Origin of the sequence: Streptomyces rubiginosohelvolus, from assembly GCF_014649875.1 — a bacterium.
GTDB classification, from domain to species: domain Bacteria; phylum Actinomycetota; class Actinomycetes; order Streptomycetales; family Streptomycetaceae; genus Streptomyces; species Streptomyces rubiginosohelvolus.
The window spans coordinates 94,595-109,776 of record NZ_BMTW01000021.1 but is presented as its reverse complement, the minus strand read 5'-3'; the positions used below and the strand labels follow the sequence as shown (position 1 = coordinate 109,776).

At 71.8% G+C, this 15,182-nt stretch carries 13 protein-coding genes; 7 read left to right on the top strand and 6 right to left on the bottom strand.

The window, feature by feature from the left end; all coding sequences use genetic code 11:
* Positions 1 to 30: 30 nt before the first annotated feature.
* From IE134_RS31540 to IE134_RS31530, 3 genes are all read left to right on the top strand, one after another.
* Entirely contained in the window at positions 31 to 627 is a 597-nt protein-coding gene (locus IE134_RS31540; protein WP_189432428.1) for an ankyrin repeat domain-containing protein, read from the top strand.
* On the top strand, positions 624 to 1,916 hold the full coding sequence (locus IE134_RS31535; protein ID WP_189432427.1) for a YncE family protein: 1,293 nt from the start codon (positions 624 to 626) through the stop codon (positions 1,914 to 1,916). The genes IE134_RS31540 and IE134_RS31535 overlap by 4 nt, the downstream gene beginning before the upstream one ends.
* A 72-nt stretch (positions 1,917 to 1,988) precedes the next feature.
* Entirely contained in the window at positions 1,989 to 3,389 is a 1,401-nt protein-coding gene (locus IE134_RS31530) for a M1 family metallopeptidase (RefSeq protein WP_189432426.1), read from the top strand.
* 28 nt (positions 3,390 to 3,417) lie between these two features.
* On the opposite strand, the gene IE134_RS31525 is transcribed toward IE134_RS31530, so the two are convergent.
* Together IE134_RS31525 and IE134_RS31520 are read right to left on the bottom strand one after the other, a co-directional pair.
* Complete coding sequence (locus tag IE134_RS31525) at positions 3,418 to 5,028, bottom strand: M4 family metallopeptidase (protein WP_189432425.1); 1,611 nt, start codon at positions 5,026 to 5,028, stop codon at positions 3,418 to 3,420.
* Between the two features lie 265 nt (positions 5,029 to 5,293).
* Complete coding sequence (locus tag IE134_RS31520) at positions 5,294 to 5,869, bottom strand: TerD family protein (protein WP_010063685.1); 576 nt, start codon at positions 5,867 to 5,869, stop codon at positions 5,294 to 5,296.
* 184 nt (positions 5,870 to 6,053) lie between these two features.
* Between IE134_RS31520 and arfB the strand changes: the two genes are divergently transcribed.
* Complete coding sequence (gene arfB / locus IE134_RS31515; RefSeq protein ID WP_030088019.1) at positions 6,054 to 6,488, top strand: alternative ribosome rescue aminoacyl-tRNA hydrolase ArfB; 435 nt, start codon at positions 6,054 to 6,056, stop codon at positions 6,486 to 6,488.
* 79 nt (positions 6,489 to 6,567) lie between these two features.
* Here the strand turns inward: arfB and IE134_RS31510 are convergent, their stop codons facing one another.
* Entirely contained in the window at positions 6,568 to 7,074 is a 507-nt protein-coding gene (locus IE134_RS31510; protein WP_030720633.1) for a flavin reductase family protein, read from the bottom strand.
* A 386-nt stretch (positions 7,075 to 7,460) separates the two neighbouring features.
* Between IE134_RS31510 and cdgB the strand changes: the two genes are divergently transcribed.
* Both cdgB and IE134_RS31500 read left to right on the top strand, forming a co-directional pair.
* Positions 7,461 to 9,119 carry a diguanylate cyclase CdgB gene (gene cdgB, locus IE134_RS31505; protein ID WP_030720636.1) on the top strand — a complete coding sequence of 553 codons (1,659 nt, stop codon included), beginning with the start codon at positions 7,461 to 7,463 and terminating at the stop codon, positions 9,117 to 9,119.
* 144 nt (positions 9,120 to 9,263) lie between these two features.
* A complete protein-coding gene (locus IE134_RS31500; protein ID WP_030720639.1) occupies positions 9,264 to 10,274 on the top strand; it encodes a carbohydrate-binding protein in 1,011 nt (336 codons plus the stop codon).
* Positions 10,275 to 10,316: 42 nt separating this feature from the next.
* Here the strand turns inward: IE134_RS31500 and IE134_RS31495 are convergent, their stop codons facing one another.
* The 3 genes from IE134_RS31495 to IE134_RS31485 all read right to left on the bottom strand — a co-directional run bounded on the left by IE134_RS31495 (position 10,317) and on the right by IE134_RS31485 (position 13,470).
* Positions 10,317 to 11,243: a 1-phosphofructokinase family hexose kinase gene (locus tag IE134_RS31495; RefSeq protein ID WP_030720641.1), complete on the bottom strand. Its 927-nt coding sequence runs from the start codon at positions 11,241 to 11,243 to the stop codon at positions 10,317 to 10,319.
* Between the two features lie 176 nt (positions 11,244 to 11,419).
* Positions 11,420 to 12,577, bottom strand: coding sequence for an N-acetylglucosamine-6-phosphate deacetylase (gene nagA / locus IE134_RS31490; protein ID WP_030720644.1), 1,158 nt, complete (start codon positions 12,575 to 12,577; stop codon positions 11,420 to 11,422).
* Entirely contained in the window at positions 12,577 to 13,470 is an 894-nt protein-coding gene (locus IE134_RS31485; RefSeq protein ID WP_229823786.1) for an ROK family protein, read from the bottom strand. Before IE134_RS31485 ends, nagA begins: the two co-directional genes overlap by 1 nt.
* 434 nt (positions 13,471 to 13,904) lie before the next feature.
* Here IE134_RS31485 and IE134_RS31480 point away from each other — a divergent pair, with 434 nt between their 5' ends.
* Positions 13,905 to 15,182 (top strand): ABC transporter substrate-binding protein, encoded by a 1,278-nt coding sequence (locus tag IE134_RS31480; RefSeq protein ID WP_030720650.1) that lies wholly within the window; start codon positions 13,905 to 13,907, stop codon positions 15,180 to 15,182.

Sequence of the window (15,182 nt, the reverse complement as noted above, 5' to 3'; positions counted from 1 at the left end):
CTCCGCACGACCGACGGGAACGGAGTACCCATGAACGCCCTCGATCACGACCTGCTCACCGCCGCACGCACCGGCGACACCGACCGCGTGCGCACCGCGATCGAGGGCGGCGCACGGGTCGACGTCCGCGACGAGGAGTTGCGTACGCCGCTGCTCCTCGCGGTCCTCGGCGACCATGTCGAGGCAGCCCGGCTGCTGGTGGCCGCCGGGGCCGACCCGAACGCCCAGGACCGGCGCGAGGACTCCCCGTGGCTGGCCACCGGGGTCACCGGCAGCGTCGCGATGCTGCACGTGCTGCTGCCGGCCGGCCCGGACCTGATCCTGTGCAACCGGTTCGGCGGTGTCTCCCTCATCCCGGCGAGCGAACGCGGCCATGTCGCGTACGTACGGGAGGTGCTGCGGGTCACCGACATCGACGTCGACCACGTCAACCGGCTCGGCTGGACCGCCCTGCTGGAGGCGGTGATCCTCGGCGAGGGCGGGCTCGCGCACCGGCAGGTCGTGGAGCTGCTGCTCGCGGCCGGGGCGAGCCCGGACCTGCCCGACGGCGACGGGGTGACCCCGCTCGCCCACGCCGAACGACGCGGCTTCGCCGAGCTGGCCGCCCAGCTGCGGGCCGCCGCATGACCGGCACGGGCGGCCCGCGCGCCGCTTTCCGTGAGGCGTCCGGTCCGCGCGCCGCTTTCCGTAAGGCGTCCGGCCCGCGCGCCGCCTCCAGCGCTGAAGGCCCCCGCACGGCCTTCCGCGAGGCGTCCAGCCCCCGCATCCGCCGCCTCGGCCTCGCCCTCATCGCCGCCGGTCTCCTCGCCGGCTGCGCCACCGGCACCACGGAAGCGGACCCGGGCACCCCGGAGGCGTCGTCCGCCGCGTCCGGCACCGTGGCGGCCCCCGACCCCTCCCGTGCCCCCGAGGGCCGCACCCCCGACGGCACCCTCCTCGTCGCCGACTTCGGCAGCGACACCGTGACCTTCGTCGACCCCGGCCGGGACGGTTCCGGGAAGGGCGGGGCGCCCATCGCCTCGGTGAAGGTCGGCACCGCGCCCTACGGACTCGTCGTCGGCGAGGACGGGCGGGCCTGGGTCGCCACCGCCGAGGGCGTCGCGGTCGTCGACACCCAGCAGCGGACCCGGATCGCGCTCATCCCGTACGGGACGGAGTCCGGCCCCGTCACCACCGGCGAGTACCGGGGCGGCGGCATGGGCATCGCCCTGGCCCCGGACGGCAGCCGCGTCTACGTCGGGGTCAACGTGCCCGGCGAGGACGGCGCGGTCGAGGTCATCGACACCGCGACCCGCGAGGTCACCGGCACCGCGCCGGTCGGCATGCGCCCCTTCGACGTGGACGTCTCACCGGACGGCCGCGAGGTGTACGCCACCGACCACGACTCCTTCGACGTGACGGCGGTCGACGCGGACACGCTGAAGACCCGGCGCATGGAGGTCGCCCCGTACGGCACCGAGGGCGGGCTCGGCTCCTGGCTGAAGCCGCACTACGCCGTCGTACGCCCCGCCGACGGCAAGCTGCTGCTGCCCTTCGAGGGGGAGCGGCTCGCCGTGCTCGACCCGCGCACCGGGAAGGTGACGATCGAGCGGATGACCGCGAACACCCACCAGCACGGCGCGACGCTCGCCCCCGACGGCACCCTCCTCGTGGTCGGCACCGGCCCGATCGGCTCGGACGACGAGGACCCCTCGCTCACCGTCCGCGCCCCCGACGGCTCGGAGCGGGTCGTTCCGCTGGAGGGTCCGCACGAGGACGTGGCGGTGTCGGCGGACGGCGGCTCGGCGTACGTGACCGGCGGGTTCACCCGTGACGGCTACTGGAACGGGATCACGGTCGTCGACCTGGACGACGAGAAGAGCGAGCCCGTCCGTCTGACGGCAGGCAACCGGCCCCTCGGTATCGCCGTCCTCTGAGCCAGGAGCCGCCCGCTCCTCCCCCGAGGCGGGCGGCTCCTTGCTGCGGCGGAAACCGCCTAAAATCGACCGGTGAACCCCCGCACCCCGGCCGCCGCCCCCCTCCTGCTCGCCCTGGCCCTCGCCCTCCTCGGCTCGGGCTGCACCGGCGGTGTCGAGGGGACCCCGGGCGCGGTCGGCGTGCGCGACCCGTACTTCCCCGGGCTCGGCAACGGCGGCTACGACGTCACCCACTACGGCCTGAAGCTCGACGTCGACCCCGCAGCGGGCCGGCTGCGCGGCACGGCCACCATCACCGCCCGCGCCACCCAGCACCTGAGCGCCTTCCACCTCGACCTCGCCGGGCTCGACGTGGAGAGCGCCACCGTCGAGGGGGAGCCCGCCGCCGTGAACCGGGCGGGCAAGGAGCTGACGATCCGCCCCGACGCCTCCGTCGACGACCGGATGCGTAAGGGGCGCACGTTCACCACCGTCGTGCGCTACTCCGGCTCCCCGCAGACCGTCACCGACGCCGACGGCGAGGAGGAGGGCTGGCTGCGGACGGCGGACGGCTCGGTCGCCCTCGGCGAGCCGACCGGCTCCATGGCCTGGTTCCCCGGCAACCACCACCCGAGCGACAAGGCCGCCTACGACATCGAGGTCACCGTCCCCGATCCGCTCAAGGCCGTCTCCAACGGGCAGCTGGTCGCCCGGCGTACGGAGGACGGCCGCACCGCCTACCACTGGCGGACCACCGAGCCGATGGCGAGCTATCTGGCGACCGTGGCCGTCGGCCGGTTCACCACCGAGCAGGCGCGCACCCCCGACGGCATCCGGCTGTTCACCGCCGTGGACCCCGAGTCGGCGGCGGCGAGCGAGGACGTTCTGGCACAGATCCCCGAGGTGCTGGCGTGGTCGCGGGCCAGGTTCGGGCCGTACCCCTTCACCTCCGCCGGGGCGATCGTGGAGCGCACGGGCGACTCGACGTACGCCCTGGAGACCCAGAACCGGCCCGTCTTCCCCGGCCCGCCCGACACCGGCCTCCTCGTCCACGAGCTGGCCCACCAGTGGTTCGGGAACTCCGTCACCCCGAAGACCTGGCGGGACATGTGGCTCAACGAGGGCTTCGCCACGTACGCGGAGTGGCTCTGGGCCGCCGACCACGACGGCGTACCGGTCGGGGAGAGCTTCGACGAGGCGTACGAGGACGACGCCAACTGGGCGTTCCGGCCCGCCCATCCGCCCGCCGCCCTCGACCTCTCCGACCCGCCGGTCTACGGGCGCGGGGCGATGGTCGTGCACCAAATCCGGCTCGCGATCGACGACGACCGGGCGTTCTTCGCGCTGGTGCGCGGCTGGACGGAGAAGTACCGGCACGCCAACGCCTCCACCGACGACTTCACCACGTACGTGGAGGAGGAGACCGGCCAGGACCTCACCGGGCTCTGGGACGCCTGGCTGTACGGCGGAAGCCGGCCCGCCCGCGAGGGCTGACCGGCTTCCGTGGTTCCTACGGCCGGGGTTACTTGACGTTGACCCCGGTCCAGGTGGCCGAGACCGCCTTCAGCTCCTCGCTGTCCGCGCCGAACAGGTCGGTCGCCGCCTTCTCGGTCGCGACGCGCGCGCCCGCGTAGTCGGTGGTGGAGGTCATGTAGACCGAGAGCGCCTTGTACCAGATCTGGTACGCCTTCTCCCGCCCGATGCCCGTCAGCGTCGAGCCGTCGGAGGTCGCGGAGTCGTACTCGACGCCGTTGATCGTCTTCTTTCCGCTGCCCTCGGCGAGCAGGTAGAAGAAGTGGTTGGCGACGCCGGAGGAGTAGTGGACGTCCAGGTTGCCGAGGTTCTCGTCCCAGAAGTCGGCGGAGTTGCCGTCCTTGGAGGGCTTGTCCATGTAGCGCAGCGGGGTGCCGTCGCCGTTGATGTCGATCTTCTCGCCGATGAGGTAGTCCCCGGCGTCCGAGGCGTTGTCGGCGAAGAACTCCACCGAGGCGCCGAGGATGTCGCTGGTCGCCTCGTTGAGGCCGCCGGACTCGCCCGCGTAGTCCAGGTTGGCGGTGGCGGAGGTGAGGCCGTGGGTCATCTCGTGGGCCGCGACGTCGATCGAGGTGAGGGCGGCCTTGTTGCCCTCGCCGTCGCCGTACGTCATGCAGAAGCAGCTGTCGTCCCAGAAGGCGTTGACGTAGTTCTCGCCGTAGTGGACCCGGGAGTAGGCGGCCTTGCCGTCGCCCGCGATGCCGTCCCGCCCGAGGGCCGTCTTGTAGAAGTCCCAGGTCTTCGCCGCGCCGTAGTGGGCGTCGACGGCGGCGGTCTGCCGGTCCCCGCCGGTGCCGTCGCCCCAGGTGTCGTCGTCGTCCGTGACGAGGTCGCCGGTGCCGGACGAGCCCTGGTTCAGGTCGTACGTCTTGTGGCCTCCGCGCTCGCCGTCGGTCAGCTCGAAGCCCGCGTCGGACTTCGTGGTGGTGAGCTCGACCTCGCCGCTGTACTGGCTGTTGCCGGTGCCGGTCTCGATGGCCTCGTAACTGTGCAGCTTCTTGCCGGTGGTGGCGTCGGTGATGGTGTGGACGCGGCTGGGCGTGCCGTCCTTCTGGACGCCCTTCTTGACGGTCTCCCAGGCGAGGACCGGGCTTTCGCCGCCCGCGTAGATCACCTTGCGGGCGCTCGCCGCGGCCTTCAGCTTCGGCGTCGTCGACGCCACGGCTATCTTCGCGTCGGTCGCCTTGTCGACGCTCTTCAGCTTGCCCGAGGCGGTGGTGTGGGTGACGAGGTCGCCGCCGAGGACGGGCAGGCCGTCGTAGGTGCGCTCGTAACGGGTGTGGACGGTGCCCCGGGCGTCCTTGATGACGTCGCGGGCGATCAGCTTCTCCTGGCCGCCGAGCTTCAGGGCCTTCGCTGCCGAGGAGGCGTCCGCCTGCGCCGACTTGATGGCCGTGGCGCGCTGCGCGGAGGGGTTCACGCCTAGGGCGGCGGCCGTGGCGGGCTTCGCAGCGGTGCTGCGGGCGTCGTCGTCGGGTGTGGCGACGGCGGATCCGGCCTGGACACCGGCGACGACCATCGCGGCCACGGCCGCGAGTGCTGCGAGTCGCCGCGTAGTGCGCGGGGCGCGGGAGTTGTGGGGGGTGGTGTGGAGGTTCATGTGTGTTCTCCGTCGGTCGTCCTGTGGGGGGACTACGAGCGGAGAGCGTGCCATCGAATGAGCGAAATTGACGGTGTGCCGACAATTGCCTCACAAGTTTTTGACCAGTTCTTGTACGAATGGGGTGCCGAGCTGTCCGGTATTCGGCGAAGTGGCGGGTTTCAGCGGTGCGGGGCAGCCGGTTTGACGGTGGCTCACCCACGCCGGAGCCCCCGACCGCGATCGCGGCCGGGGGCTCCGGTGAAACTGTTGTGCGCCCGAGGCGTCAGAGGTTGACGCCGAAGTCCTGGGCGATGCCGCGCAGACCGGAGGCGTACCCCTGGCCGACCGCGCGGAACTTCCACTCGGCGCCGTTGCGGTAGAGCTCGCCGAAGACCATGGCGGTCTCGGTGGCGGCGTCCTCGCTCAGGTCGTAGCGGGCGATCTCGGCGCCGCCGGCCTGGTTGAGGATGCGGATGAACGCGTTGCGGACCTGGCCGAAGTTCTGGCTGCGGGTCTCGGCGTCGTAGATGGAGACCGGGAAGACGATCTTGTCGACGTCGGCCGGCAGACCTGCCAGGTTGACGTTGATCTGCTCGTCGTCGCCCTCGCCCTCACCCGTGACGTTGTCACCGGTGTGCACGATGGTCTGGTCCGGCGTCGACTTGTTGTTGAAGAAGACGAAGTGGCCGTCCGAGACGACCTTCCCCGTCGGGTTGACCGCGATCGCCGAGGCGTCGAGGTCGAAGTCGGTGCCGGTGGTGGTACGGACGTCCCAGCCGAGGCCGACCGTGACGGCGGTAAGGCCCGGTGCCTCCTTGGTGAGCGAGACGTTGCCGCCCTTGGACAGGCTTACTGCCATGGGAAGTCCCTTTCCTCGTCGTGTGCGGGCTTCGTGCCATCACGAAAGCTACCGTCACCCGTCATAACGCAAGCAGGAGACCACGAGGTTCCTGCTCGCTTTACTTTCTTTACGAAGTTCCTCCGGACGCGGGGGGCCGGGGCAGGGCAAAAGAAGGTGACGGGCGGGGTGCGGGGGAGAGACCATGGGTGTCATGTCCGGGCCCTATGTCATCCGCGGCTCGGTCTCCCTCCCGGAGGCCGAGCTCATGTGGCGTTTCTCGCGGTCCTCCGGGCCCGGCGGTCAGCACGTCAACACCAGCGACTCCCAGGTGGAGCTGCGCTTCGACCTGGCGGCGACCGACGCGCTCCCGGAGGTGTGGAAGGCGCGGGCGCTGGAGCGGCTCGCGGGCCGGCTGGTGGGCGGGGTGGTCTCCGTACGGGCCTCCGAGCACCGCTCCCAGTGGCGCAACCGCGAGACGGCCGCCGTGCGGCTCGCCGCCCTCCTCGCCGAGGCCACGGCGCCACCGCCCAAGCCCCGGATCAAGCGGAAGATCCCGCGCGGGATCAACGAGCGCAGGCTCCGCGAGAAGAAGCAGCGCGGCGACACCAAGCGCGGGCGCTCCGGCCGCGACTGGTAGCAGGAGGCCACGGGCGCGCCTCCCGGCCGGGCGGTAAACGGGCGTCCCGGGCGGTGGCGGGCCGACCGGGAACAAGGCGTCAGCCCAGCTGGCGGTAGCGGCCCTTGAAGTACGTCAGCGGGTCGCCCTCCGGGCTCGGCAGCTCCGCCGTGAGCACCCGCCCGATCACCAGGGTGTGGTCCCCGGCCACCACGCGCTGCTCGGTCCGGCACTCCAGCGTCGCCAGCGCCCCGCCGATCAGCGGCGCGTGCGTCACCTCGCCCCGTACGTACGCGACGTCCTCGAACAGCAGCCGGTCGCTGATCCGGCCCTTCATGGCGAACCGGCCCGCGATGTGCCGCTGGCTCGCGGCCAGGACGGAGACCGCCCACAGCGGCTGCTCGTCCAGCAGGTCGTCCATCCGGGAGCCGTTGCGCAGGCTCACCATCACCAGGGGCGGTTCCAGGGACACGGACATGAAGGCGGTCGCCGTCATGCCCACGTCCTCGCCCCGGCCGTCCTCGTCGAGAGGCGGCTCCTGGGCGGTGACTAGCACCACCCCGGCGGCCAGCCGCGCGAGGGCGGCACGGAACTCGTCGTTACTCACTCCCTCAGCATGAGGGACGGTCTCGGGGCGCGGGGTGGGGGGCTTCGTCTGGAGCACACCCCGACGCTAACCGCAGGGGCCGGACGGCCGCATCGGGCCAGGGGACCAGGCAGGTCCTAGGACCCCGGAAGGGGAACGGGCGAGAGGGGGCGTGCGCGGGCGCACACAACGGGAATCCGTTCCTCCCGGTGACGGCGGAACGATCGTCGTCGCCGTGAGTCACCGGCACCGCCCGGTCATCTGTTGTGACTTGAGTCACAGAGTCCATTTTCTGCTGACCCTGTGTACCGGGTGCACAGCTCACTGTGATTCAGTGGCGGTGACACTGCAACAAGTACGTCAATAGGAAACCTGGAGTTGCTGTCGAGGTCCCGGGGGTGCGAGCGATGGAGGCCGAGTCGGAGCCGTACGTCCGCCTGGCGACCATGCGGCAGCTGCACCAGGCCGTGGCCGATCTCAACACGGCGCGGAGTCTCGCGGACACGCTCCAGAGCGTGGTCGACGGAATCGTCGAGGGCCTCGGATACGAGCTGGCCTGCGTCAACCTGGTCCGGCCCGAGGGCGACCTCGTCATCGCCGCCTTCGCGGGCAACGCCGCCGCCGAGGCCCTGATCACCGGCCGCGTCGGCTCCCGCGACTCCTGGAACCGCCGGCTCTCCATGGGTGAGGCGTGGGGCAGTCTCCGCTTCATCCCGCACACCGAGGGCTGGGTCCTCCTCGACGACGACGTACCGCAGTGGCACACCGAGGGGCCCGAACCCCGGTTCGAGGACGAGTGGCATCCGCTCGACCGGCTCTACGCCCCGATGTACGCCTCGGCGGGCGGGGGCGACCTCCTCGGGGTCATATCCGTCGACCGGCCGCGCAACGGACGCCGCCCCGGCGCATGGGGGCGCGAAGCGCTCCAGATGTACGCCTCCCAGGCCGCCATCGCCATCAGCAACGCCCGCCTGCGGTCCAACATGCAGCGCGCCCTGGTCCGCCTGGAGCGGGAGCAGCAGGCACTGCGGGCCAGCGAGGAGTCCTTCCGGCAGGCCTTCGAGTACGCGCCCAGCGGTATGGCCATCGCCGAGATGGGCGGCGACCAGCAGGGCAGGCTGCTGCGGACGAACGACGCCCTGTGCCGGCTGCTCGGCCGCCCGGCCTCCGTGATGCGCCGCTACTCCTTCGCCGACCTGGTCCACCCCGAGGACATCGGCACCCTGCTGCGCACCTCCGCCGAGGGCGGCCGGGCCGAGCTGCGGCTCAGCCGCCGGGACGGCACCTACCTCTGGGTCTCGCTGCGCAACTCGGTCGTCGCGGACACCGCCGACGGGCCGCGCTTCCTGCTCACCCATGTCGAGGACATAGAGGAGCGCAAGCGCCACGAGCTGAACCTCGCCCACCGCGCCTCGCACGACGCGCTGACCGGGCTGCCCAACAGTGCCGAGCTGAAGTCGCGGCTCAGCGCCCGGATCTGCGAGCGGCCGCACTCCTCCCCGGCCGCGACCGCGATCGAGGCACTGGACGCGGCGTACGGGGACGTCGAGTCGTCCCTCACCCACGGCTACCGGGCCGACGGCTACGAGGGCGAGGCGATCCCCGGCGGCGGGCCCTTCGACCACCATGTGCACACGGTGGCCCCGGATCCGGAACACGACGACGGGACGAAGGGGCTCGCGGTCCTCTTCTGCGACCTCGACGGTTTCAAGTCCATCAACGACCGCTTCGGGCACCACACCGGCGACGCCGTGCTCATCGAGGTCGCCCGGCGGCTGAGCACCTGTGTGCGGGACGGTGACACGGTCGCCCGGCTCGGAGGTGACGAATTCGTCGTTCTCGCCGACGGCCTCGGGGCGGCGGACGCCGCTGACCTGGCCGTTCGCCTGAGAAATGCCATCATTCCGCCCATAAGGGTCGACGGCCGGGCGGTCCGGGTCGGGGCGAGTTTCGGCATCGGCTGGGCCGAGTGCGGCATGACCGTCGAAGAGGTCCTGCGCTCCGCCGACCAGCGGATGTACGTGGAAAAACGGTCCCGGTCGAAGGTTCACCGCAGGGCCGGATGACGTTCACGGCGGGTTCCTCCCCCTACCCCGTACCCGTTCCCCCGGGGCCGTCCCGGTGGGTGAGCGCAATTCGGGGGCTGCTCCGTTCGAGGTAGGCTCGGCCGGTCGGCGACGGCTGGCGAGATGGTGAGGAGTGACCCAGGGATGACGGCCGGAAACAACGGCGCGAGCAAGCCCGAGGACGACGATCCGTTCGGCTATCTGTACGCGGACGGACAGGCGGCAGGTGCCCAGGCGCCCGGCCAGGGCGGCTACGGCTACCCGGGTCCGGCCGCGCAGCCGGGCGTGCCCAGAACGTCCTACAACCAGGTGCGTGCCGTCGGTGAGCGCCAGTACGGCCAGCAGCAGGTGCCGCAGCAGCAGGGCGGGTACGGCTACCCGCCCCAGCAGGCGTACGGCCAGCCCGCGCAGCAGTACAACCGGCCGAACCCGCAGTACGCGGCCCCCGAGACCTACCCCGGCGGCGCGTCCCACGGGCAGCCCCCCGCCCAGGGCGGCCACGGCGGCGGAACGGGCCGCGGCGGCCCGAACACGAAGGCGCTCCTGATCGCGGCGGTCGCCGTGGTCGCGGTCGTCCTCATCGGCATCGGCGCCGCCCTGCTCACGGGCGACGACGGCGACAAGGACGACAAGAAGAACGAGGCGTCGTCCTCGGAGGGCCCCGCCGGCGAGGTCGAGGAGTCGAAGAAGCCGGAGAAGAAGCCGCAGGAGACCCCGAAGCCGGTCGAGCTGCCGAAGCAGGACGCGGCGACGCTGACGCTGGGCGGCACGGCGGCCCTGGACTCCACGGTCGAGGGCGCCAAGGGCGCGAACGGCAACTACATCAACCTCAACGAGATCGGCCGGTCGGCCACCTGGTCGGTGGAGGTGCCCGAGGCCGGCGCGTACACCCTGTACGTGACCTACGGCGTTCCCGGCAAGGACGCGAAGACGACCCTGACGGTCAACGACCAGGAGCCCCGCTCCATCAACATGAAGAACTTCGCGCAGGCCGAAGAGGGCGACCTGGAGAAGGGCTGGACGAACACCTACGCGTACGTCCAGCTCGACAAGGGCGCCAACACCCTCAAGCTGTCCTGCGAGGAAGGCGACCAGTGCGACGCCAACCTCGACCAGCTGGAGCTGAAGTCCGGTCACATCAAGAAGAACGGCTGACCGCAGGTCCCCTCGCTCACGCCCTGATCACCGGCCCGGTGGTCAGGGCGTCGGTGTGTGCGGCTCCACCGTGACGCGCGGCAGCAGCTCCGCGTAGGCCGCCGCGTCGAACTCGCCGGCCGTCGGGGCCAGCACCGTCGCCGTCGACAGGGCCACCGCCCGGGCGAGGCGCTCCGGCCAGGACAGGCCCTCGGCCAGGGCGGACAGCAGCCCGGCGACCGCGGAGTCGCCCGCGCCGGTCGGGTTGCCGCGCACGGGTGCGGGCGGGGCCGCCCGCCAGACGCCGTCCGGGGTGAGCGCGAGCACCCCCTCCGGACCGAGCGAGGCGACCACGGCGTGGGCCCCGCGGCGGCGGGCGTCCCCCGCGGCGCGCAGCGGGTCGCGGGAGCCGGTCAGCCGGGCCAGCTCTTCGGCGTTCGGCTTGACCAGGTCGGGGCGGGCGGCGATGCCCCGGCGCAGCGGTTCGCCGCTGGTGTCCAGCAGCACGGGTACGGCGGCGGCGCGGGCGATCCGGACCAGTTCGGCGTACGCCCCGACGTGGATGCCGGGCGGCAGGGAGCCGCAGAGCGCGACCGCGTCGGCCCCGGCGACCAGCTCCTCGTACGTCCCCAGGAAGGCGGCCCATTCGGCGGGGCTCACCTGTGGTCCGGGTTCGTTGAGCTGGGTGGTGTCGCCGGTCGAGCGGTCGGTGATCGCGAGGGTGCGGCGGGTGTTCCCGGCGACCCGGACGAGGGCGTCGCGCGGCGGGAGCGGGGCGAGGAGGCCGCGCAGGACGTCTCCGGTCGCGCCGCCGACGAAGCCGGTGACCACGGCGTCGTGGCCGAGGGCGCCCAGCACCCGGGCGACGTTGAGGCCCTTGCCGCCGGGGCGTTCGGTGACCTCGCCGACCCGGTGGCTGCCGTGCGGGACGAGCGCGTCGACGGTGTACGTCACGTCGAGCGCGGTGTTCAGGGTGACGGTCAGGATCACCTGGTCCGGTCCCTCCCTCGGTGCGTGGCCCCAGCGGTGCACGCCTGCCGCTCGTGGCACGCGATGCCGATGATCATGTCAAAGCGATGACGGTCGGCCCAGTCCCGGGGCCGACCGCCATCGCTTCGTTACGTGTTCAACGGCCCGGAGGCCTCGGGTCCAACGGCCCGGGGGCCTCAGGCCGTCTTCGGCTCGATGATCCACTCGCCCCGGCGCATGACGCCCTTGAGGACGAAGTCCTCGTCGAGCACCACCAGGTCGGCGTCCTTGCCCGCATCGAGCGAGCCGACCCGGTCGTAGACGCCGAGCAGCCGGGCCGGGTTGGCGGAGATGGACCGGACGACGTCCTCGACGGGGATCTCGTCGAGGGTGACCGCCCGGCGGAACGCGGTGTCCAGGGTGAGTGTGGAGCCGGCGATCGAGCCGCCCTCCACCAGCCGGGCGACGCCGTCCTTGACCTCGACCGCGAGCGGCCCGAGGTCGTAGGAGCCGTCGCCGAAACCGGCCGCGTCCATCGCGTCGGTGATCAGCGCGACCCGTCCTGCGCCCTTGTGCCGGTAGGCCAGCTCCAGGACCGCCGGGTGCAGATGCGTGCCGTCGTTGATCAGCTCGACGGTGATCCGGTCGTCCTCCAGGAGGGCGGCGATCGGACCGGGCTCGCGGTGGGCGAGCGGCGGCATCGCGTTGAACAGATGCGTGGCGACACTCGCGCCCGCGTCGATGGCCTCGACGGTCTGCTCGTACGTCGCGTCCGTGTGGCCGATGGCGGCGATGACCCCCAGCTCGGCGAGGAGCCGCACGGAGTCGAGGCCGCCGGGCAGTTCGGTGGCGAGGGTGACCATGCGGGCGGTGCCGCGCGCGGCGTCGACCAGCTTGCGGACCTCGGCCGGGTCCGGGTAGCGCAGCAGTTGCTCGCTGTGGGCGCCCTTGCGGCACGGCGAGATGAAGGGCCCCTCGAAGTGGATCCCGGCCAGATCGCCCTGCTCGACCAGTTCGGACAGCTCGCCCGCGCGCCGGGCGAGGAAGTCCATCTCGCCGGTGACGGTGGAGGCGACCATCGTGGTGGTGCCGTGCTCGCGGTGCGTACGGATGCCGGTGAGGACCTCGTCCACGGTGCCGGAGGTGAAGGAGGCCCCGCCGCCGCCGTGGTTGTGCATGTCCACGAAGCCGGGGACCACCCAGTGGCCGGAGAGGTCGACGGTCCGGGCGCCCTCCGGTGCGGAGGCGGCGATACGGGTGCCTTCGACGGTCACCCGGCCGTCCTCGACCGTGCCGGTGGGAAGCACCACCCGGGCGCCGGCGAGAACGGTGCTGTCTGCTGCGCGTGGGGCCATCAGGCGGAAACCTCCGTGGCGAGTAGATCCCAGGCGAGCAGCCCCGCGCCCAGGCATCCGGCGGTGTCCCCGAGGGCCGCCGGGACGATGTGGGGCAGCTTCTGGAACGTGATGCGTTCCTCGACGGCCGCACGCAGTGGTGTGAACAAGGTTTCCCCGGCTTCGGCGAGACCGCCACCGATGATGAGCGTGCCCGGGTCGAGCAGGGTGAGCGCGGTGACGAGGCCGGCGGCGAGCGCGTCGACCGCGTTCCGCCAGACCTCGACCGCCGCCGGGTCGCCCGACTCGACGGCCTTCGCACAGTCCGCGGCGTCCGCCGAGGGGTCCCCGGAGGCGGCGGCCCAGGCCCGGGTCACCGCGGCGGCCGAGGCCAGCGTCTCCAGGCAGCCGCGCTGGCCGCAGCTGCAGTCGGGTCCGTCCGGGCGGACGACGATGTGGCCGATCTCGCCCGCGTCCCCGTGGGCGCCCGCCTCGATGGCGCCCGCGATGCCGATGGCCCCGGCGATCCCGGTGCCGAGCGGGACGAAGAGGAAACGGTCCGTGCCGCGCCCGGCCCCGATGCGCCCCTCGGCCAGCCCGCCGGTGCGGACGTCGTGGCCGAGGGCCACCGGGATGGCGCCCAGCCGCTCGGAGAGCAGGGCGCGCAGCGGTACGTCGCGCCAGCCCAGGTTCGCGGCGTACACCGCGATGCCCTGGGCGGAGTCGACGATGCCGGGCACGGCGACCCCGGCGGCGACGGCGCTCTCGCCGAGGTGCTCCTCGCCGTGGGCCCGCAGATCCGCCGCGAACGCGAGGATCGACTCGATGACCGCTTCGGCGCCGCGCTCCCGGTCGGTGGCCCGCCGCGCCTCGTGAAGGAGGGTGCCGTCGGTCCCGACCAGTGCGGCCTTCATTCCGGTGCCGCCCACATCGAGGGCGATGACATGTCTCACGGGAGACAGTTTCGCCCGCCGACCCCCAAAAGGTCTAGTCCACTAGCGCGGTTTGTTGCGCACCCATACAAAATGATGAACGGGTGAAGAACGGACCTTTTTATTCCGGAAGGTCACGTATGGGAACGCCGGATCGGCGGGAATCCGGGTCAAAGGTCTGGACCAAGATACGGGCCGGGGCCTCCGACTTCCAGTACCCGCAAGCCAGTTGTGGCCCTCAGGGCCCGTATACGTTGCCGAAGCGATACGCCGGTGGTGTAGACCTTCGCGTCGGCAATGGGGGAAAATCGCAGTTCATCCGGACGGTGCCCAGGACAGGGCGGCACTGCCGCGGCCGAACGAGGCCTGCGGCCTGCGCCATGCGCACCGCCCGTGGGCAAGGGCGATCGACGAGGATGGGCGAGGCTGTGCAGCGGCGCTTTTTGGGTCTGACCGCGGCGGTGGCCGCGCTGGGAATGACGGCAACGTTGTCGGCCTGCGGAGGTGATGCCGCTTCGGGCGACGTCACGCTGAAGCTGGTCGCCGCGGACTACGGCACCGGTCCGGAGAACAGCTCCGAGAAGTACTGGAGCGGGGTCGCCTCGGGCTTCGAGAAGGAGCACCCCGGCATCAAGGTCGAGGTCACCGTCCTCTCCTGGAAGGACGTCGACCGCGAGGTCGCCGCGATGGTCAAGGCCGGCAACGCGCCGGACATCGCCCAGATCGGCGCCTACGCGGACTACGCCAAGGCGGAGAAGCTCTACAGCGCCGACGAGATGCTCGCCATCCGCACCGCGGCCAACTTCCTGCCCTCGCTCACCGACGCGGGCAAGGTCGACGGCACGCTGTACGGCCTGCCCTTCGTCGCCAGCACCCGGCTGCTCTTCTACAACCAGAAGCTCTTCCAGCAGGCGGGCCTGGACGCCCCCGAGACCTGGGACGACATCAGCAGCGACGCCGCGGCCCTCAAGGCGAAGGGCGTCGACTACCCCTTCGCCCTGCCGCTCGGCCAGGAGGAGGCCCAGGCCGAGACCCTGATGTGGCTGCTCAGCGGCAACGGCGGCTACACGGACGACGTCGGCTCGTACGACATCGACTCGGCCGAGAACGTCGCCACGTTCCGCTGGCTGCGCGACAACCTCGTCGGCAAGGGCCTCACCGGCCCGGTCGCGCCGGGCAAGCTGGACCGGGCGAAGGCCTTCGAGGCGTTCACCGCCGGCAAGGTCGGCATGCTCAACGGCCACCCCACCCTGATGGACGAGGCCGAGGCCAAGGGCGTCAAGGTCGGCATGGTGCCGCTGCCCGGCGCCGACGGCCCGACCAAGGGCTCCATGGGCGTCGCCGACTGGATGATGGGCTTCAAGGAGAACGGTCACCGCAAGGAGATCGGCAAGTTCCTCGACTACGCCTACTCCGACGAGAACGTGCTGGAGTTCGCCGAGCAGTACGACCTCCTCCCGGTGACCGGCAGCGCCTCCGCCGCGATGGAGACCGACAAGAAGCACGGCAAGCTGCACGAGTTCCTGGCAGCGCTGCCCAACTCGACCCTGCCCCCGTTCGGCAAGACGTCCTGGGCCACGGTCAGCGACACGATCAAGAAGAAGATCGGCAGCGCTGTCGCGCCGGGCAGCAACCCCGAGAGCATCCTCGGCGAGATATCCGCCGAGGCGGCGCAGGCGGAAGCCGCCGAGTAG

Bases quoted from the DNA above. Each gene is read 5' to 3' on its own strand.
- IE134_RS31480 (WP_030720650.1), top strand. From the start codon at position 13,905: ATGGGCGAGGCTGTGCAGCGGCGCTTTTTGGGTCTGACCGCGGCGGTG.
- IE134_RS31525 (WP_189432425.1), bottom strand. From the start codon at position 5,028: ATGAACCTCCACACCACCCCCCACAACTCCCGCGCCCCGCGCACTACG.
- IE134_RS31485 (WP_229823786.1), bottom strand. From the start codon at position 13,470: ATGAAGGCCGCACTGGTCGGGACCGACGGCACCCTCCTTCACGAGGCG.
- IE134_RS31535 (WP_189432427.1), top strand. From the start codon at position 624: ATGACCGGCACGGGCGGCCCGCGCGCCGCTTTCCGTGAGGCGTCCGGT.
- nagA (WP_030720644.1), bottom strand. From the start codon at position 12,577: ATGGCCCCACGCGCAGCAGACAGCACCGTTCTCGCCGGCGCCCGGGTG.
- IE134_RS31540 (WP_189432428.1), top strand. From the start codon at position 31: ATGAACGCCCTCGATCACGACCTGCTCACCGCCGCACGCACCGGCGAC.
- arfB (WP_030088019.1), top strand. From the start codon at position 6,054: ATGGGTGTCATGTCCGGGCCCTATGTCATCCGCGGCTCGGTCTCCCTC.
- cdgB (WP_030720636.1), top strand. From the start codon at position 7,461: ATGGAGGCCGAGTCGGAGCCGTACGTCCGCCTGGCGACCATGCGGCAG.
- IE134_RS31500 (WP_030720639.1), top strand. From the start codon at position 9,264: ATGACGGCCGGAAACAACGGCGCGAGCAAGCCCGAGGACGACGATCCG.
- IE134_RS31520 (WP_010063685.1), bottom strand. From the start codon at position 5,869: ATGGCAGTAAGCCTGTCCAAGGGCGGCAACGTCTCGCTCACCAAGGAG.